The sequence below is a fragment of the Kitasatospora sp. NPDC029312 genome (assembly GCF_055569215.1).
The window spans coordinates 127,878-146,197 of sequence record NZ_JBVHXY010000005.1; the positions used below are offsets into that span (position 1 = coordinate 127,878).

At 73.4% G+C, this 18,320-nt stretch carries 15 protein-coding genes; 10 read left to right on the forward strand and 5 right to left on the reverse strand.

The window, feature by feature from the left end:
• The first annotated feature begins 350 nt into the window (after window positions 1-350).
• Window positions 351-1,640 carry an MFS transporter gene (locus ACZ4WV_RS06685; RefSeq protein ID WP_465743693.1) on the forward strand — a complete coding sequence of 430 codons (1,290 nt, stop codon included), beginning with the start codon at window positions 351-353 and terminating at the stop codon, window positions 1,638-1,640.
• 104 nt (window positions 1,641-1,744) lie between these two features.
• Here the strand turns inward: ACZ4WV_RS06685 and ACZ4WV_RS06690 are convergent, their stop codons facing one another.
• A complete protein-coding gene (locus ACZ4WV_RS06690) occupies window positions 1,745-2,281 on the reverse strand; it encodes a GNAT family N-acetyltransferase (RefSeq protein ID WP_465743482.1) in 537 nt (178 codons plus the stop codon).
• Between the two features lie 54 nt (window positions 2,282-2,335).
• On the opposite strand from ACZ4WV_RS06690, the gene thpR reads away from it, so the two are divergent.
• Window positions 2,336-2,923 carry an RNA 2',3'-cyclic phosphodiesterase gene (gene thpR, locus ACZ4WV_RS06695; RefSeq protein WP_465743484.1) on the forward strand — a complete coding sequence of 196 codons (588 nt, stop codon included), beginning with the start codon at window positions 2,336-2,338 and terminating at the stop codon, window positions 2,921-2,923.
• Window positions 2,924-3,161: 238 nt separating this feature from the next.
• On the opposite strand, the gene serC is transcribed toward thpR, so the two are convergent.
• Together serC and ACZ4WV_RS06705 are read right to left on the reverse strand one after the other, a co-directional pair.
• Window positions 3,162-4,280, reverse strand: a complete 1,119-nt coding sequence (gene serC, locus ACZ4WV_RS06700) for a phosphoserine transaminase (RefSeq protein ID WP_465743486.1) — start codon at window positions 4,278-4,280, stop codon at window positions 3,162-3,164.
• A gap of 162 nt (window positions 4,281-4,442) precedes the next feature.
• Entirely contained in the window at window positions 4,443-5,543 is a 1,101-nt protein-coding gene (locus tag ACZ4WV_RS06705; RefSeq protein WP_465743488.1) for a citrate synthase 2, read from the reverse strand.
• Window positions 5,544-5,960: 417 nt separating this feature from the next.
• Here ACZ4WV_RS06705 and pdxH point away from each other — a divergent pair, with 417 nt between their 5' ends.
• From pdxH to ACZ4WV_RS06735, 6 genes are all read left to right on the forward strand, one after another.
• Window positions 5,961-6,593, forward strand: coding sequence for a pyridoxamine 5'-phosphate oxidase (gene pdxH, locus ACZ4WV_RS06710; RefSeq protein ID WP_465743694.1), 633 nt, complete (start codon window positions 5,961-5,963; stop codon window positions 6,591-6,593).
• Window positions 6,594-6,891: 298 nt separating this feature from the next.
• On the forward strand, window positions 6,892-7,083 hold the full coding sequence (fxsA, locus tag ACZ4WV_RS06715) for an FxSxx-COOH cyclophane-containing RiPP peptide (RefSeq protein ID WP_465743490.1): 192 nt from the start codon (window positions 6,892-6,894) through the stop codon (window positions 7,081-7,083).
• 39 nt (window positions 7,084-7,122) lie between these two features.
• Window positions 7,123-9,510: an FxsB family cyclophane-forming radical SAM/SPASM peptide maturase gene (locus tag ACZ4WV_RS06720; protein WP_465743492.1), complete on the forward strand. Its 2,388-nt coding sequence runs from the start codon at window positions 7,123-7,125 to the stop codon at window positions 9,508-9,510.
• Between the two features lie 15 nt (window positions 9,511-9,525).
• Entirely contained in the window at window positions 9,526-10,296 is a 771-nt protein-coding gene (locus ACZ4WV_RS06725; protein ID WP_465743494.1) for an AAC(3) family N-acetyltransferase, read from the forward strand.
• Window positions 10,297-10,518: 222 nt separating this feature from the next.
• The gene (locus ACZ4WV_RS06730) at window positions 10,519-11,088 is read left to right on the forward strand and encodes a SigE family RNA polymerase sigma factor (RefSeq protein WP_465743496.1); all 570 of its coding nucleotides are present in this window, start codon (window positions 10,519-10,521) and stop codon (window positions 11,086-11,088) included.
• Entirely contained in the window at window positions 11,088-11,708 is a 621-nt protein-coding gene (locus tag ACZ4WV_RS06735) for a PASTA domain-containing protein (RefSeq protein ID WP_465743498.1), read from the forward strand. Before ACZ4WV_RS06730 ends, ACZ4WV_RS06735 begins: the two co-directional genes overlap by 1 nt.
• A 33-nt stretch (window positions 11,709-11,741) precedes the next feature.
• On the opposite strand, the gene ACZ4WV_RS06740 is transcribed toward ACZ4WV_RS06735, so the two are convergent.
• Complete coding sequence (locus ACZ4WV_RS06740) at window positions 11,742-12,302, reverse strand: GNAT family N-acetyltransferase (RefSeq protein ID WP_465743500.1); 561 nt, start codon at window positions 12,300-12,302, stop codon at window positions 11,742-11,744.
• An 81-nt stretch (window positions 12,303-12,383) separates the two neighbouring features.
• The gene (locus tag ACZ4WV_RS06745; protein WP_465743502.1) at window positions 12,384-12,581 is read right to left on the reverse strand and encodes a DUF397 domain-containing protein; all 198 of its coding nucleotides are present in this window, start codon (window positions 12,579-12,581) and stop codon (window positions 12,384-12,386) included.
• 198 nt (window positions 12,582-12,779) lie between these two features.
• Here ACZ4WV_RS06745 and ACZ4WV_RS06750 point away from each other — a divergent pair, with 198 nt between their 5' ends.
• Together ACZ4WV_RS06750 and fxsT are read left to right on the forward strand one after the other, a co-directional pair.
• Window positions 12,780-14,312, forward strand: a complete 1,533-nt coding sequence (locus ACZ4WV_RS06750; RefSeq protein ID WP_465743504.1) for a TIR-like protein FxsC — start codon at window positions 12,780-12,782, stop codon at window positions 14,310-14,312.
• Window positions 14,309-18,316 carry an FxSxx-COOH system tetratricopeptide repeat protein gene (gene fxsT / locus ACZ4WV_RS06755; RefSeq protein WP_465743506.1) on the forward strand — a complete coding sequence of 1,336 codons (4,008 nt, stop codon included), beginning with the start codon at window positions 14,309-14,311 and terminating at the stop codon, window positions 18,314-18,316. Before ACZ4WV_RS06750 ends, fxsT begins: the two co-directional genes overlap by 4 nt.
• Window positions 18,317-18,320: the final 4 nt, after the last annotated feature.

Here is an 18,320-nt window from a genome sequence, read left to right on the forward strand (position 1 = left end):
CACCCCCGGGGCGCCCCACAACAAATACAAACACCCCCCCCCCCCCCCCCCCCCCCCCCCCCCCCCCCCCCCCCCCCCCCCCCCCCCCCCCCCCCCCCCCGCCGCGAGGGGAGACCACCGTGACACCGCCGGCCGCAGCCAGCGCCGCCGCCATCCGTACCGACGACCCGACCACCGACTCCGCCGCGGCCAGCACCGCGGCCGCCGACGCCCAGGCCCCCGCCCCGACGGGACTGCCCGGCAACGGCGAAGACGACCCCGACGAACGCACCGCGGCGGAGGACCCCGCCGCTCCCGGCCGCTCCGCGGCCCCGTCCCCCACAGGCGCCCGGTTCACGAGGCCCGGGGGGATGTTCTCCTCCCTGCGCGTGCGCAACTACCGCTACTACTTCGCCGGCCAGGTGGTGTCCAATACCGGCACCTGGATGCAGCGGATCGCCCAGGACTGGCTGGTGCTGAGCCTCACCGGCAGCCCGCTGGCCGTCGGCATCACCACCGCCATGCAGTTCCTGCCGATGCTGCTGCTCGGCCTGTTCGGCGGCGTGCTCGCCGACCGGATGCCCAAGCGCCGGCTGCTGATCTACACCCAGGGCATGATGGGCCTGCTCGCCGCCGGCCTGGCCGTGCTGACCGTCAGCGGCATCGTCACGCCGTACTACGTGTACGCCTTCGCGCTGCTGCTCGGCCTGGTCACCGTGGTGGACAACCCGACCCGGCAGGCCTTCGTCTCCGAGATGGTCGGACCCAGGGACCTGGCCAACGCCGTCAGCCTGAACGCCGCCAACTTCCAGACCGCCCGCCTGGTCGGCCCCGCCGTCGCGGGCCTGCTGATCGCCGCGGTCGGCAGCGGCTGGGCGTTCGCCGTCAACGCGCTGTCCTTCGCCGCCGTGATCGGCGGGCTGCTCGCCATGCGGGAGAGCGAACTGCGCCCGACCGAGCCGATCGCCCGCGAGAAGGGCCAGCTGCGCGAGGGCCTGCGCTACGTGAAGGAGCGGCCCGAACTGCTCTGGCCGATGGTGCTGGCCGGGTTCATCGGCACCTTCGGCTTCAACTTCCCGACGCTGCTGTCCGGTTTCGCGTACGACACCTTCAAGGTGGGCGCCGGGCAGTACGGCCTGCTGAACACCGCGATGGCGGTCGGCTCACTGGCCGGCGCGCTGCTCGCCGCCCGCCGGGGCGCGCCACGGCTGCGCCGCCTGGTCGGCGCCGCGCTGGGCTTCGGGCTGCTGGAGGTGGTCGCGGCCTTCGCGCCCGACTACTGGACCTTCGCGCTGCTGCTGACGCTGATCGGGGTGTTCGGACTGAGCTTCAACACCTCGGTCAACTCCACGCTGCAACTGGCCACCGACCCCGAGGTGCGCGGCCGGGTGATGGGCCTGCTGGTGCTGGTCTTCACCGGCGGCACGCCGATCGGCGCCCCGATCGTCGGCTGGGTCACCGCCTCGTACGGGCCCCGGCTGGGCCTGCTGGCCTGCGGCGTGGTGTCCGCGCTGGCGGCCGGTGCGGTCGGCCTGGTGCTGGCCCGCAGTGCGGACCTGCGGGTGCGCTTCGACCTGCACCCGGGCCGCGGCGGCCGGGTGGTCGCCGTCGTGCCGCGGACCCGCACGGCGAGCAAGGCGGAGCTGGCTCCGGCCTGCTGACGGGTCAGCGCGGCCGTGACGGTCGCGACTGTCGTCCGGCGAACCCCCGGGGGCCTGGTCTCCGGGGGTCCTCGCGGTCCGGGCCGGCGCCGAGCGGCGACGGGTCAGAGCCGGATGGCGAGCACCTGACCCGGCCAGACGCCGGTCGGCTGCTCCACCTCGAAGCTCTCCGTCTCGGTGAAGCCGAGCGCCCGGTACTGGGCGACCAGCCCGCGGTCGGCGCCGCCGTAGCAGTCCACCCGCAGCAGGCCGATGCCGCGCCGGCGGGCCTCCTCGACCGCGTCGGCGATCAGCGCGGCGCCGATCCCCGAACCTTTGCGGCTGCGGTCGGTGACCAGGTTGCGGACGAACAGCTCGCGCTCGTCCACGGCGGGGACGTACGCGCCGCGCTCCTCGGAGAGCACGCAGGAGCCGACCGTCCGGCCCCGGCCGTCGACGGCGAGGCGGATCAGGAACGGCTCGGCGCCGTACTTCGCGACGTGCTCCACCCGGGCCGGGTCGGTGGAGAAGGGCTGGTCGCCCCACTGGCCGGTGCGGCCCCGGTCGGCCAGCCAGGCCACGGCGCCGTCGAGCAGGGCGAGGATGTCGGGGATGTCCTCGGGGCCTCCGGTGCGGATCTTCACGCCGCTTGAATCGATCATGAACCCGTTCTAGCCCAGGGCCGGGGGCGTTGGGAAGAGCGGGAGGATGGGGGCATGAGGTTGTTCACCGCGGTCCTGCCGCCGGTCACGGCGCTCCAGGGGCTGGCCGACGCGGTCGCCCCGGTGCGCGGCCTGCCCGGCGCGGACCGGCTGCGCTGGACCACCGCCGAGGGCTGGCACCTCACCCTGGCCTTCCTCGGCCAGGTGCCGGCCGAGCGGCTGCCGGAGCTGGAGAGCGGCCTGGCCGCCGTCGCCGGGGTGCACCCGGTGCACCGGCTGCGGATCGCGGGCGCCGGCCGGTTCGGCGACCGGGTGCTCTGGGCCGGGGTGGAGGGCCAGACCTGGGCGCTGCGCCGGCTCGCGGAGGCGGTCACCGGGGCCGTCGCCGAGGTCACCGGGGACACCGACGCCTTCGCCTTCCACCCCCACCTCACGCTGGCCCGGGCCGGCTCCCACCGCGGCCGGCGCCGGGCCGTCCAGCGGGTCGCGGCGGCCGAGCTGGACGCCCTGGCGGCGGCGCTGGCGCCGTACTCGGGCCCGGAGTGGGAGGCCACCGGGCTGCACCTCATGGAGAGCCGCCAGGACGGCGGGACCACCCGCTACGAGTCGCTGCGCTCCTGGCCGCTGGCCGACTGGAGCTGAGGGCTCCGGTCGGCCCGGGCGCCCTCGCCGACCGGTCCGGGGTCAGCCGGAGGTACGCTCGTTGACCGTGGATCCCAAGACTCGTATGCGCATCGTCTCCGGCACCCTGGTGCTGCTGCTGGTCGTCGTGCTGATCAGCTCGCTCGTCAGCCGGTAGGCCGGGCACACGCAAGGGCCACCGCCCGCAGGCGGTGGCCCTCAGCCGTGTCCGTGTCCGGACACCCGGTACCGGTAGGGGTCAGAGCTTATCGACCACGTAGTCGATGCACTGGGTGAGCGCCTCGACGTCCGCCGGGTCGATCGCGGGGAACATCGCGATGCGCAGCTGATTGCGGCCCAGCTTGCGGTACGGCTCGGTGTCCACGATGCCGTTGGCACGCAGTGCCTTGGCGACTGCGGCGGCGTCCACCGACTCGTCGAAGTCGATGGTGCCGACCACCTGGGAGCGCTCGGCCGGGTTCGCCACGAACGGGGTGGCGAAGGAGGACTTCTCGGCCCAGGCGTACAGCCGGGACGAGGAGTCAGCCGTACGGGCGACGGCCCAGTCCAGCCCGCCGTTGCCGTTCAGCCACTCCAACTGGTCGGCCAGCAGGAACAGGGTGGCGATCGACGGGGTGTTGTACGTCTGGTCCTTCGACGAGTTGTCGATGGCCGTCGGCAGCGAGAAGAACGGCGGGACGTACCGGCCGGAGCCGGCGATCTCGGCGGCGCGCTCCAGGGCGGCCGGGGAGAAGGTGGCGAGCCACAGGCCGCCCTCGGAGGCGAAGGACTTCTGCGGGGCGAAGTAGTAGACGTCGGTCTCGGTGATGTCCACCGGCAGGCCGCCGGCGCCCGAGGTGGCGTCCACCAGCACCAGCGAGCCCTCGTCCGCGCCCGCCGGGCGCTTGATCGGCATCGCGACACCGGTCGAGGTCTCGTTGTGGGTGAGGCCGTAGACGTCCACGCCCGCCTCGGCGACGGGCAGCGGGTGGGTGCCCGGGGCGGTCTTGATCACGGTGGGCTCCGCCAGCCACGGCGCGGCCTTGACGGAGGAGGCGAACTTCGAGGAGAACTCGCCGAAGTCCAGGTGCTGGGACTTCTCCCGCACCAGGCCGAAGGCGGCGATGTCCCAGAAGGCGGTGGAGCCGCCGTTGCCGAGGACCACCTGGTAGTCGTCCGGGAGGGAGAAGAGGCTGCTCACGCCCTCGCGCACGCGCTTGACCAGGTTCTTGACCGGGGCCTGGCGGTGCGAGGTGCCGAGCAGGGAGGTCTGGGTGGCGGCGAGCGCACTCAGGGCCTCGGGGCGCACCTTGGACGGTCCGCAGCCGAAACGGCCGTCTGCGGGCTTGATGTCAGCGGGGATCTGGATCTGAGCCACGCGCGCAGCCTACCGGCCGGGGGCCGGCCCGGGGTACGTCCGTCCGCCGGCTGAGACCGTCGTCCCGGCTCGCCGCCGGACGCCGACAGCGGGCCCGGCCGAGGCCGGACCCGCTGGTCAGAGGTGGTGTGCGGTGGCCGCGCGGCCGTCCGTCCGAGGTGCTCAGTGGGCGATGGCGTCCCAGCCCTCGATCTCCTCGGGGCGGCGCGGGCCGGGGCCCACGTAGCGCGCGGAGGGGCGCACGAGGCGACCGGTGCGCTTCTGCTCCAGGATGTGCGCCGACCAGCCCGCGGTACGCGCGCAGGTGAACATCGAGGTGAACATGTGCGCCGGGACCTCGGCGAAGTCCAGCATGATGGCGGCCCAGAACTCGACGTTGGTGGCCAGCACGCGGTCGGGGCGGCGGTTGTGCAGCTCCTCCAGCGCGGCCTTCTCCAGCGCCTCGGCGACCTCGAAGCGCGGCGCGCCGAGCTCCTTGGCGGTGCGGCGCAGCACCCGGGCGCGCGGGTCCTCGGCGCGGTAGACGCGGTGGCCGAAGCCCATCAGGCGCTCGCCCTTGTCCAGGGCGTTCTTGACCCACTTGACGGCGTCGCCGGTGCGCTCGATCTCCTCGATCATGCCGAGCACGCGGGACGGCGCACCGCCGTGCAGCGGGCCGGACATCGCGCCGACGGCGCCGGAGAGTGCGGCCGCGACGTCGGCGCCGGTGGAGGCGATGACGCGGGCGGTGAAGGTGGAGGCGTTCATGCCGTGCTCGGCGGCCGAGGTCCAGTAGGCGTCGACGGCCTTGACGTGCTTCGGGTCCGGCTCGCCCCGCCAGCGGATCATGAAGCGCTCGACGACCGTCTCGGCCTTGTCGATCTCGCTCTGCGGGACCATCGGCAGGCCCTGGCCGCGGGCGGACTGGGCGACGTAGGACAGCGCCATCACGGCGGCGCGGGCCAGGTCGTTCCGGGCCTCCTCGGCAGAGATGTCGAGCAGCGGCTTGAGGCCCCAGACCGGGGCGAGCATGGCGAGCGCGGACTGGACGTCGACCCGGATGTCGCCCGAGTGCACCGGGATCGGGAAGGGCTCGGCGGCCGGCAGGCCGGGGTTGAACTTGCCGTCCACCAGCAGGCCCCACACGTGGCCGAAGGAGACGTTGCCGACCAGGTCGTCGATGTCCACGCCGCGGTACCGCAGCGCGCCGCCTTCACGGTCGGGTTCGGCGATCTCGCTCTCGAACGCGACGACTCCCTCAAGCCCGGGTACGAAGTCGGACATGCGACGGCTCCTTCAGTTCTGCGATCGGCGCTTCACCGTGGTGGGGCGGCGCGCCAGTGACCGAATCGTGGTTGGCACTCCGTGCCAGAGTGACAGGCACGGGGTGCATTGCGCCATACACCACCGTGGTGATGTTTCCCGCAGGGCCGCTTGGTTTTTCCGTCGAGGGCCGGTCGTGCCCGGGAGACACCCGGAACCAAACACCCGGTTCCGGACAAATCCCCCTGCGACGGACGGCCAAGCGGTGGCGAGACACCTTATCCCCGACTGCGGTTCGTTCGGAGGTAGCGGTGCCGGCCGCTTGTCGTACGGGATGATGTTGGCGTGCAGACCCCGGAACGCGCCCAGTCGACGCCCCTGAGCCCCGCCAACCGGACCCCGGCCGACGAGCCCCGCCCCGGTCCGGACCTCACCGTGATGCGCAGGCACTACGTCCACGAGGGCCTGGCCGAGGAGCAGCTCGCGCCCGAGCCGATCAGCCAGTTCACCCACTGGTTCCACGAGGCGCACGACGCCGGGGTGCCCGAGCCCAACGCCATGGTGCTCTCCACCGCCGACGCCGACGGGCGGCCCAGCTCGCGCACCGTCCTGCTCAAGGGCTACGACGCGCGCGGCTTCGTCTTCTACACCAACTACGGCTCCCGCAAAGGCTCCGAGCTCGCCGCGAACCCGTACGCCGCGCTGCTCTTCCCGTGGATCTCGCTGGCCCGCCAGGTGATCGTCCAGGGCCCCGTCGAGAAGGTCGGCCGGGACGAGACCGCCGCCTACTTCCGCACCCGCCCGCACGGCTCCCAACTCGGCGCCTGGGCCAGCGAACAGTCCAGTCCGGTCAGCGGCCGCGACGTCCTCGAACAGCGCTACGCCGAACTGGAGCGCCGCTACCCGGAGGGCGAGGGCGTCCCCGTCCCGCCGTTCTGGGGCGGTTACCGGGTCGTCCCGGAGAGCGTCGAGTTCTGGCAGGGGCGCGAGAACCGCCTGCACGACCGCCTCCGTTACCTCGCCGACCCGACCCGCCCCACGGGGTGGCGGGTGGAGCGCCTCTGCCCGTGACGCCGGCGCGGACCGACCGCCCGGTGGCGCGGGCCGACTGCACGGTGGGACCGGCCGACCGACCTATGGGCTCGGCCGACCCGGCCTGACGAGCGGCCCATGCGCCGGTCAGGTGCCTTCGCGCGACCGCCGAATGGATGAACTTTCGGCGAGACTTCGCAGTACGAAGGGGGTAACGGGCAGGTAGTGCCGTGGAAGGGAACGCCGCGGCTTGCACGCCCCAGTACCCTTGCCACCAAGCCGACGTGTATACCCGGCACTGCTTCTCTCTAACCCCCATCGTGGAAGAGAATCGAACATGACACCCGCACTGGACACCACGACCCGCACGGAACTGACGGACACTCAGGCGGCCGGGAGCGACGACCGGCCCTCGCTGGCCGACCTCGCCCAGCTCGGCGCCGAAGAGCTCTCGGCAAGGATCCGGCGAGCCCTCCCCGACACCGGCGCGGGTGCGGTGCCGGTCGCGGCCTTCAACTCCTCCATCTGATCGGCCGATTCACCGCGGCCGAGCAGAATCCGATCGACCATGACGCCGACCCCCCGGCCCTTCACCCAGTTCGTGGTGAAGGTCCACAGCCGGTGTGACCTCGCCTGTGACCACTGCTACGTGTACGAGCACGCCGACACCAGTTGGCGGCGACGCCCTAAGGTCATCGGCCGCGAAGTCCTGAACGCCGTCGCCGAGCGGATCGGCGAGCACGCGGCCGCCCGCCGGCTGCCCGTCGTCCGGGTCGTCCTGCACGGGGGAGAGCCCCTGCTCGCCGGCCCGGACCGGCTGCGCCACGCCGCCGAGGCACTCCGGGGCGCACTTCCGCCCGGCTGCGCGCTGGACCTGCGCATCCACACCAACGGCGTCCAACTCTCGGACGCCTACTGCGAACTCTTCGCCGAACTCGGCGTGAAGGTCGGCATCTCGCTGGACGGGGACCGGCTCTCCAACGACCGTCACCGGCGCTTCGCCGACGGGCGCAGCAGCCACCCTATGGTCCTGCGGGCCGTCGAACGGCTGCGCCGCTCTGAGTACCGGCACCTGTTCGCCGGGCTGCTGTGCACCGTCGACATCGAGAACGACCCGGTCGCGGTCTACCGGGCACTGGCCGAACTGGCGCCCCCCGCCGTCGACTTCCTGCTGCCGCACGCCACCTGGGAGGACCCGCCGAAGCGCGTCCCGGGCGGCGGCGGGGCCCCGTACGCGGACTGGCTGCTCGCCGTCCACCGGCTGTGGGAGGAGGACGGGCGGCCCTTCGCCGTCCGGACCTTCGAGTCCGTGCACCGGACCCTGCGCGGGCTCTCCAGCCTCACCGAGTCGCTCGGGCTGGAGCCCGCGGACCTCGTCGTGCTGGAGACGGACGGCAGCTTCGAACAGGCGGACAGCCTGAAGACCGCGTACGACGGCGCGCCGGAGACCGGGCTCGACGTCTTCTCGCACAGCCTCGACCAGGTGGCGCTGCACCCCGGCATCGCCGCCCGCCAGTCCGGAGTGGCCGGGCTGAGCGAGACCTGCCGGGCCTGCCCGGTGGTCCGCTCCTGCGGCGGCGGCCTGTACGCCCACCGGTACCGGGCGGACAACGGCTTCGACAACCCGTCCGTCTACTGCGGGGACCTCATGACGCTCATCAACGGCATCGCCGGGAAGGACAGTCCCGTGTCAGTACCCGCACCGGGTGGCGAACCGCCGCTGCCTGCCGCCCTCACCGCCGCGCAACTCGACGAACTGGCCCGCGGGTACGGCGGCGAGGGCACCGTACGGGCGCTGTCCCGCGCGCAGCTGGCGCTCACCCGGGCGATGCTGGCCGCGGCCTGGGACGCCTCCGGGCAGGGGCGGGCCGAGGCGTGGGGGCTGCTGTCGGAGCTGGACGCCGCGGCGCCCGGCGCCGTGGACGCCGTGCTGGCGCATCCGTACGCGCGGGCCTGGGCGGCGCGGCGGCTCGCCGGGGACCTGTCGGTCGGGCTCGGGGAGCTGGCGGCGCTGGCCGCCGCGGCCGCGGTGCTGGCCGGCCGGGGGGACACGGTGACGGTGCCCGTGCGGGGCGGGTGGCTGCACCTGCCGACGCTCGGGCGGATCGCCGTGCCGGACGGGGACGCGGTGGTCACCGGGCGGGCGGACGGGTTCGAGGTGCGGGCCTCGAACGGGGCGGTGTTCACCGCGCTGGACCAGCCGCTGCGGCGGATCCGGCTGGCGGGCGGCTGGACGGTCGCGCTGGAGGACCTCGACCCGCTGCGGGACAGCCACGACCACCCGGTGACCGACCGGCTGCCGGGCGGCGAACTGCTCGGCTGGACGGGCGCGTTGCGCGAGGCCTGGGAACTGCTCGGGCGGGACCTGCCGCAGTACGCGGAAGGCATCCGGACGGGGCTGACCACGGTGACCCCGCTGCGGCCCGGCCCGGACGGACGGGACGTCAGCTCGGCGGCCCGGCAGGCCTACGGCGCGGTCGGCATCGCGCGGCCCTCGACGGCGCCGGGCCTGGCGCTGCTGCTCGCGCACGAGTTCCAGCACGTGAAACTGGGCGCCGTCCTGGACCTGTTCGACCTGTACGACCGGACCGACGACCGGCTGTACTTCGCGCCCTGGCGGCCGGATCCGCGGCCGCTTGAGGGACTGCTCCAGGGCACCTACGCGCATCTGGCGGTGACGGAGTACTGGGGCACCCGCACGGCCGCCTACGACGGGCTGCCGGGCGAGGCGGCGGACCGGGCGCGGGCGCAGTTCGCGCTCTGGCGGCGGTACACGGCGGAGGCGGTGGAGCGGCTGGCGGAGTCCGGCGCGCTGACGGCGCTCGGCCGGGGTTTCGCGGACGGCATGCGGGAGAGCCTCTCCCCGTGGCTCGCCGTGCCGTTGCCGGCCGCGGCTGAGCGGGATGCCGAGCGGGCGCGCCGGGACCGTGGGCGACTGCGGCTCGCCGAGGCCTGATCCGAAGGAGGGGCCGTGACGTCCGTCGCCGCGCTTGCCGACCGGTTCGTCGACCTCGGGGTCCGCCCCGGGATGGTGCTGCACGTCCAGGCGTCGCTGCGAACGCTCGGACCGGTGCCCGGCGGGGCGGGCGGCGTGGTCGACGCACTGCTCGAAGTCCTCGGCCCGGACGGGACCTTGGTGGCCTACACCGCCACCCCCGAGAACTCCTCCACCTCACGGATCCACCGGGCCGCCGTCGCGGGGCTCTCCCCGGCCGAGGCCGATGCCCTGCGGGCGCGGATGCCGCGCTTCGACCCGGCCACCACCCCGGCCTCCCCGACGATGGGCGCGCTCTCGGAGGCCGTCCGCACCCGCCCGGGCGCCCTGCGCAGCGGCCACCCGCAGACCTCGTGGGCGGCGGTCGGCCCGCTGGCGGCGGAGATCACCGGCCGCCACCCGCTCAGCTCCCACCTGGGCCCGGACTCCCCGCTCGGGCGGCTGTACGACCTGGACGCCCGGGTGCTGATGCTCGGCGTCCCGATGGCCAACTTCACCGCCTTCCACCTCGCCGACCTCCGCCAGCCCGGCGTCCGGCAACGCGAGTACCGCTGCGTCACGCCGGACGGGTGGGTCACCTTCGAGGCCCCCGAGCTGGACGACGTGCACTTCGCCCAGCTCGGCGCCCGCGTCCTCGCGGCCGCCGCCGGCATCACCACCGGGCGCATCGGCGACGCCGACTGCCGGCTGGTCCCCGTGCGGGAGGCCGTCGACCTCGCCGACCGGCTCCTGCGGACCCGCAGCTGAGCCCACCGCTCCGCCCCCGGCCGGTGCGGCGCCGCCATGAGCCGTGCCACGCGCGGGAAGTCGGCCGGTCCGGCGTCCCACGCGCGGCGAGGGCCGCGAGGGTGGCGGCGTGGACGTGATGCGCGTCACCTTCGGTGAACCGGTGCAGCAACGGCGGGCGGGAGGCCGTCAGGGAGGCAGGAGCACCGAGGAGGAGAGCATGAGTGCATCGGCGGGGCGCTGGTGAGGCTACGCAGGCGCGGCGGGGAAGAGCGGACGATCGACTTCGTCGAGTTCGTCCAGCAGCGGTCCCCGGCGCTGTTCCGGACCGCCTACCTCCTGACCGGAAGTCAGCACGCTGCGGAGGACCTGCTGCAGGAGGCGCTGGAGAAGGCCTGCAGGCACTGGAAACGGGTCACCGTCGCGGACTCGCCGGAGGCCTACGTCCGACGGATCGTGGTGAACCTGGCCAACGACCGGTGGCGGGTGCTGCGCCGGGTGCGCGAGCCGGCGGACCTCACCGACCAGGCCGATCCCGGCGACCCGTACCGGCTCGTGGACCTGCGCGACGAGCTGGTCCGGGCACTGCACGCGCTGCCGATCGGCATGCGCACCGTCGTGGTGCTGCACTACCTCCACGACATGGGCGACCAGCAGATCGCCGAGACCCTGGGCATCTCGCCCGGCTCGGTGCGCTCGCAGCTGGCCCGCGGCCTGGCCAAACTGCGCGCCGCGGCCCCCGCGTGCGCGCCACGGTCCACCGCCCCGGGCGGCGACCGGCCCTCTCCTCTACCGCAGCTCGAAGGTGCGTGATGACCCCGTTTCCGCCCGGCACCGACCCCGCGCGCCGCGACCCGCTCCCGGACACCGACCTCAGAGAGGCCCTGATCCAGGCCATGGACGACTACACGAACGGCGCCCGCGTCCCCGCGGTCGACGGCGCCGCCATCCTCCGCCGCACCCGGCGCCGGCGCGGCGTGCTCACGGTGACGGCCGCCGCGGCCGCCCTCGCCGTCACGGCCGGTGCGGCGTTCGCCGTGCAGGCCGGCACCCGGCCGACCGGTGGGACCGTAGCCGCGGCCCCCGCCGGAGCGAGCGCCTCACCCCTGCGGGGCAGCGGCACTCCTTCCCCGGAGCCCCCCACGCCCAGCACGGCCGCCACGGCCACCACGGGCTCCGGTGCGCCGTCCCCGGGGCCCGGCACCTCCCCGGCGCCGGGTCAGCCCGCGGTCACCGTGCCGGCGGTGATCGGCCTGTCCCAGGCCCAGGCGGAGCAGGCCCTCACGGACCTCGGGCTGAGGATCGAGCACGTGCAGGAGTTCACCGACTGGAAGGTCCCGGCCGGAGCCGTGATCAACACCGACCCCAGGCCGGGCGAGGTCGTCGCACCGGGCACGGCCGTCACCGTCTTCGTCTCCAAGGGGAAGCCGTGAGCTCACCGGCGGGGCCTTCGCCGGGCGGTCGGGCTACCGGCGGCGCTGCCAGTCGGTCCGGGTGAGCTGGTACTCGACCTCGCCGTGCTCGGAGCCGGGGATCGCGTCCGGCCAGTCGCCGGTGAAGGTCCGCAGGAACGACAGGCCGGACTTCTCCATGACGCGCCGGGAGCGGGTGTTCACGGCCATGGTGTTCGCGGTGACCCGGTCCACGCCGAGCTCGGTGAAGCCCTTGTCGATCAGGAACCGCGCGCCCTCGGTGGCGTGGCCCCTGCCCCAGGCCGCCCGGTTCAGCCGGTAGCCGAGCTCCACCACGGCGCGGCTGTGCTCGTCGAGGGGGCGGAACTCGAACCAGCCCAGGAACGCCCCGGTGGCCTGCTCCTCGGCGGCCCAGAAGCCGCGGGTGCCGAGGCACGGGTAGTCGTGCAGGAGACGCGGCAGGACCGTCGTCTCGACCGCCTCCCGGCTGGTCGGCGCACCGCCGTTGACGAAGCGCATGACCTCGGGGTCGTTGTCCAGCGCGAAGAGGTGGTCGGCGTCGGCCTCGGTGAACGGTCGCAACACGAGCCGTTCGGTTCGGAGGAGGGCGTGCATGCCGCGATCCTCGCCGCCCGCCGCCGGACGCGCCACGGGATATCCGGCGGACGGCGGCGGACCGGGGTGGTCTCGGACGGCTCAGAGGCCGACGAAGTGGTCGAACTCGCCGTCCTTGGCACCGAGGATCCAGGCGTTGAGCTTGGTGCGGGTGGTGGTGACGACGTGGTCGGGAGCGTCGGACTCGCGGATGTAGACGAGGTCGCCCTCAGAGGCGATCTCCAGGTAGTTGGACTGGTCGCTGCTGAAGGTCGACCGTTGCCAGTTGAGGTGGTCCATGGGCGGCTCTCCTGATCGTTCGGCGGTGGCCGGAACGAGGGTACTGCCGAGGGCCGGAGGCGGCGTCATCGTTTCGGTCATGTCAATTCGTGCGAGACGTTGTGCTATTCCATTGGAGCGTCAGTCGTTCCTACACTGAAGCCCCGCCGCAGGGGGGCTGCGGGAACCAGGTTGCCGACGGGCCGGGGGGAGGCGCGTGTGAACGACCGTGGCTGGGACGAGGACGACGCCCGGCCGTACTTCTTCCTCTCCTACGCGCACACCCCGAAGGCCGGCGCCCGCGGTGCCGGCGATCCGAACCACTGGGTGCGGCAGCTGTACCGGGACCTGTGCGAGGCGGTGCTGCAGCTGACCACCGTCCCGGCCGGGGTGCCGGTCGGGTTCATGGACGAGTCCATGCACCAGGGCGAATTGTGGGCCGACCGGCTGTCCGAGGAACTGGCGAGCTGTCGGGTGTTCGTCCCGCTGTACTCCCCCCGGTACTTCAACAGCGTTCCGTGCGGCCAGGAGTGGCACGCCTTCACCCGCCGCCCGGTCTACCCGGCGACCATCGACGCGGAGCGCACCAGCGGCATCGTCCCGGTGCTGTGGGCGCCGATGAGCCGCTACCGGCTCCCCAAGGTGGCCAGTGAACTGCAGTTCAATCACGCGAGTTTCGGGCCCGACTACGCCACCGAGGGCCTGTACGCGCTGATGAAGCTCAGCTACTTCCGTGCCGCCTACGAGCTGGCCGTGCACCGGCTGGCGGCACGGATCGTGCAGGTGGCGGAGGAGACGGTGATCCCGGTCGGTCGGCGGTTGGACTTCAACGGACTCCCCAGTGCCTTCAACGTCACCGCACCGACCAAGCAGCTGCGGATCTCCGTCCTCACCTACCACCAGGGCGAGCTGCCACCCGACCGCAATCCCGACTTCTACGGTGCCAAGCGCACCGACTGGCACCCGTACCGCCCGGTCGGCTCGCCGATCGCCCAGCACGCGGTTCGCCTCGCACGGCAGTTGGGGTTCCAGCCGACGGTCCACGAGTTCGACGACGAGGTCGAGTCGATCATCGAGGGCAACGCCGAGGCCCCCGGACTGCTGCTGCTGGACCGGTGGGTGCTGCGCGACCCGCGCCGGCGCGAACTCATCCGCCGTTTCGACCGCTGCGACGCCACCTGGGTGAGCGTGCTGGAGCCCTGGAACACCGACGACCCGGAGTGCGACGGAGGCGGCCGCGAGCTGGTCGAGCTGAGCGACCAGACGCTGCGGATCACCCGGCGAGCGAGCCGGCCGAGCTTCCTCGGGATGACCGGCCCGACCGGGCTCAACACCCTGGAGGACTTCGACGACGCGCTGCCCCGGGCGGCGATGAAGGCCAAGTACGCCTTCGAGGGCCGCACCAGGACGGAACCGGAGGAACCGCCGAGGCCCCGGCCGAGCCTGCGGGAGGCGTTCCGACGTTCGGGCGGCTACGACCCGGACGGGCCGGACGGCCCCGAAGGACCCGACGGTGCCCGCGGCCGGGACGCCCCGAACGGCCGGGATGCCCCGAACGGCCGGGACGCCCCGAACGGCCGGGACGCCCCGAACGGAGCGAACGGAGCGCACGGAGCGAACGGCCCGAACCGCTCCGAAGAAGGCGGCCACCGCGTCGACCCCTTCGGACCGGCCCCGCACGACCCCGACCGTGACGACGGCGATGACCCCGATGACGGGATGGCGCCCCTGGGAGGACGAGGACCCCGATGACCGAGAACCGCACCAGGAACCTCCGCCTCGGAGGCCTCACCGCCGCCGAACTCGCCGCCCAGCGCGAGGCCGAGCGGCGGGCCGCCGAGCAGGACCGCAACGGCCGGATCATCACCTTCTACTCCTACAAGGGCGGCACCGGCCGCACCATGGCCCTCGCCAACACCGCCTGGATCCTGGCCGCCAACGGCTTCCGGGTGCTCACCGTCGACTGGGACCTGGAGGCGCCCGGCCTGGCCAAGTTCTTCCACCCCTTCCTCGACCAGGCGTCCCTGGCCGGCACCACCGGGATGATGGACCTCATCGCCGAGTACCGCGAGGAGGCGCTGCGCCCGGTCGAACACGCCGAGGGCTGGCACCTGGACTTCGCCCGGGTGAGCCCGCACGCGATCTCGCTCACCTGGCCGCACTTCCCGGCCGGCGGCAGCCTGGACTTCCTCTCCGCGGGCCAGTTCAACCGCGACTACTCCGAGGCCGTCACCCACCTCGACTGGGACATCTTCTACGACCGCTTCGACGGCGGGCAGTTCTTCGACGCGCTCAAGGCCGACATGGCCAGGCGCTACGACTACGTGCTGATCGACTCCCGCACCGGCCTGTCCGACATCGCGGAGATCTGCACCGTGCAGATGCCCGACGACCTGGTGGTCTGCTTCACCCTCAGCGACCAGTCCATCGACGGCGCCTCCCGGATCGCCCAGCACATCCACGACCGCTACCGCGAGCGCGGCATCCGCATCCTGCCCGTGCCGATGCGCATCGACGAGGGCGAGAAGGAGAAGGCGGACGCCGGCCGCGCCCTCGCCCGGGTCCGCTTCGACGGCCTGCCGGCCGGCCTGACCGGCGAGGAACTCGCCCAGTACTGGGGCTCGGTGGAGATCCCGTACCGGCCGTTCTACGCCTACGAGGAGATCCTCGCCACCTTCGGGGACCAGACCGGCACGCCCACCTCGATGCTGGCCGCCTGCGAGCGGCTCACCGCCGTGATCACCAAGGGCCGGGCCGCCGGGCTGCCAGCGATGGACGAGGAGGTGCGGCTGCGCTACGTGGACGCGTTCACCCGCCGCCGCCCGTCCGTCCCCGCCGACCTCTACCTGTCCTACGTGCCCGAGGACCGGATGTGGGCGGACTGGATCGAGTCCGTCCTGACCAGGGCCGGCTTCCGGGTGCTGCCGCGGGACCTCAGCGCCGGCACCGACCCGCGCGAGGAGACCGAACGCGGCATCGACTCCGCGTACCGCACCGTCGCCGTGCTCTCGCCCGCCTACCAGCGCTCCCCGCAGGCCCGGGCGCTGTGGGAGTCGGTGGTCAGCTCCGACCCCTCCGGCACCCGGCGCCAGCTGCTGCCCGTCCGGGTCGGCGACGTCCGGCTCACCGCGCCGTTCAGCAACCGCAACCCGGTGGACCTGGTGGGCCGCGACGAGACCCAGTCGGTCCAGAGCCTGCTGCGCGCGCTCGGCCGCGGCGACGCCGCGCTCGGGGACGCCCCCAGCGGCGGGCCGCGCTTCCCGGGGAGCAAGCCCTCGGTGTGGGACGTCCCCCCGCGCAACCCCTCCTTCACCGGCCGCGCCGCCGTCCTGGAGCAGCTGCGCAACCAGCTGCGCGGCGGCATGGCCGCCGTGCTGCCGACCCCGCAGACCCTCTACGGGCTCGGCGGCGTCGGCAAGACGCAGGTGGCGCTGGAGTACGCCCACCGCTTCATGTCCGACTACGACCTGGTCTGGTGGATCGACGCCGAGCAGACCGAACTGGTCGCCCCGGCACTGGCCGAACTCGCCCGCCGCCTCGGCCTGCGGGTCGGCGACTCCGTCACCGAGGCCGCCGAGGCCGCCCGGGAGGCGCTGCGCCGCGGCGTGCCCACCTCGCGCTGGCTGCTGATCTTCGACAACGCCGACGAGCCCGCCGAGATCCGCCGGTTCTTCCCCGGCGGCTCCGGCCACATCCTGGTGACCTCCCGCAACCAGGCCTGGACGGGGCACGCCGAGGCGCTGGAAGTCGACGTCTTCACCCGCGGCGAGAGCGTCGAGCACCTGTCCCGGCGCGCCCGCAGCCTGTCCCGCGCGGACGCCGACCGGGTCGCCGAGGCCGTCGGAGACCTCCCGCTGGCCGTCGAGGTGGCCGCCGCCTGGCTGGACACCACCGGCACCCCGGTGGACACCTACGTCACCCAGCTGCACGCCGAGGCGGCCCGGGCACTCGCCGTCGGCCGCCCCGCCGACTACCCGACGCCGGTCGCCGCGACCTGGAACGTCTCGATCGGACGGCTGCGCCAGCAGTCCCCGGCGGCCGTGCGGCTGCTGCAGCTGTGCGCCTTCTTCGCGCCCGAGCCGATCTCCATGAACCTCTTCTACAGCGACCAGATGATCCGGGCGCTGGTGAAGTACGACGCCGACCTCCGCGACAAGTTCATGCTGGGCAAGGTCATCCAGGCGATCGGCCGCTACGCGCTGGCCAAGGTCGACGCCGGCAGCAACAGCTTCCAGGTGCACCGGCTCGTCCAGGCGGTGATCCGGGCCGGGATGACCGACGAGGAGCAGGAGATCGCCGTCCACGAGGTGCACCGCATCCTCACCGGCGCCCGGCCCGTCCTCGGCGACACCGACGACCCGGCCAACTGGCCCGCCTTCGACGAGATCTGGCCGCACCTCTCGCCCTCCAAGGCGCACAACTGCGACGAGGCGGACACCCGCCAGCTGCTCATCGACCGGGTCCGCTACCTGTGGAAGCGCGGCGAGCTGGACCGCGCCCGCGACCTCGGCCACGCCCTGGACGCGGAGTGGACCAGCAAGCTCGGCGAGGACGACCGACAGACCCTTCTGCTGCGCTTCCAGCTCGCCAACGTGCTGCGCTCCCAGGGCAATTACGCCGAGGCGCTGGCCCTGGACGAATCCACCCTGGAGCGCCAGCGGGCGCTGCTCGGCGAGCACCACCCGTACACCCTGATGACGGCCGGCTCGCTCGGCGCCGACCGCCGGGCGCTCGGCCGGTTCCAGGCCGCGCTGGACCTGGACCAGGAGATCCTCGAGCAGTTCAGGGAGCTGTTCGGCGACGACAACCCGCGCACGCTCTCCATGGCCAACAACCTGGCGATCGACTACCGGCTGGTCGGCAACAGCGAGGCCGCCCGCGAACTCGACCAGGAGACCCTCGACCGGCGCACCGCCGTACTCGGCCCCAAGCACCCCTACACCCTGTCCACCAAGTCCAACCTCGCCCGCGACCTGCGCGAACTCGGCGACTACCGTGGCTCGGTGGAGCTGCTGCAGGAGGTCACCGCCGACCTCGGCGACGTGCTCGACCCGGACCTCCCGGAGAACCTGCGCAACGCCAAGTCGCTGGCGGTCTCGCTGCGCCGGATCGGTCAGCTCGCCGAGGCGCGGCGGATCACCAAGGAGACCTACGAGCGCTACCTGGAGCGCTACGGCGCCGATGCCCCCGACGCGCTGGCCTGCGCGCTCAACCTGGCCGCCGACCACAGCGCCTCGGGCGACAAGGAGGCCGCCCGGGACCTCTGCGCCACCGTCTACGAGGGCCACCGACGGCTGTTCGGCGACGAGCACCCGTTCACCCTGGCCTGCGCCAACAACCTCGGCATCTACCTGCGCGGCAGCGGCGACGTCCGGGGGGCCATCGAACGCGGCCGGCTGACCGTCGAAGGACTGACCCGCTCCGTCGGGGCGGACCACCCGTACACCCTCAACGCGGTGATCAACCTGGCCAACGCCTACGGCGACGACGGGCAGACGGAGCTCGCCGAGTCACTCGGCTGGGCCGCCCACGAGGGCCTGTGCGCACGCTACTCGCCGCAGCATCCGGACGCGGTCGCCTGCGAGGCCAACCTGGCGATCACCCTGCGGGCGGCCGGCCGGCACACCCAGGCCGCCGAACTGCGCGCCCGGGCGATCGCCGAGCTGATCCGGCAGTTCGGCGAGGAGCACCCCAACACGGTGTCCGCGCGCGGCTGGAAGCGGATCAACCGGGACCTGGAGCCGCAGCCGGTGTAGGCGG

Bases quoted from the DNA above. Each gene is read 5' to 3' on its own strand.
- ACZ4WV_RS06735 (WP_465743498.1), top strand. From the start codon at position 11,088: ATGACCCCGTTTCCGCCCGGCACCGACCCCGCGCGCCGCGACCCGCTC.
- fxsT (WP_465743506.1), top strand. From the start codon at position 14,309: ATGACCGAGAACCGCACCAGGAACCTCCGCCTCGGAGGCCTCACCGCC.
- ACZ4WV_RS06745 (WP_465743502.1), bottom strand. From the start codon at position 12,581: ATGGACCACCTCAACTGGCAACGGTCGACCTTCAGCAGCGACCAGTCC.
- ACZ4WV_RS06720 (WP_465743492.1), top strand. From the start codon at position 7,123: ATGACGCCGACCCCCCGGCCCTTCACCCAGTTCGTGGTGAAGGTCCAC.
- pdxH (WP_465743694.1), top strand. From the start codon at position 5,961: ATGCGCAGGCACTACGTCCACGAGGGCCTGGCCGAGGAGCAGCTCGCG.
- thpR (WP_465743484.1), top strand. From the start codon at position 2,336: ATGAGGTTGTTCACCGCGGTCCTGCCGCCGGTCACGGCGCTCCAGGGG.
- ACZ4WV_RS06740 (WP_465743500.1), bottom strand. From the start codon at position 12,302: ATGCACGCCCTCCTCCGAACCGAACGGCTCGTGTTGCGACCGTTCACC.
- ACZ4WV_RS06705 (WP_465743488.1), bottom strand. From the start codon at position 5,543: ATGTCCGACTTCGTACCCGGGCTTGAGGGAGTCGTCGCGTTCGAGAGC.
- fxsA (WP_465743490.1), top strand. From the start codon at position 6,892: ATGACACCCGCACTGGACACCACGACCCGCACGGAACTGACGGACACT.
- ACZ4WV_RS06685 (WP_465743693.1), top strand. From the start codon at position 351: ATGTTCTCCTCCCTGCGCGTGCGCAACTACCGCTACTACTTCGCCGGC.
- ACZ4WV_RS06690 (WP_465743482.1), bottom strand. From the start codon at position 2,281: ATGATCGATTCAAGCGGCGTGAAGATCCGCACCGGAGGCCCCGAGGAC.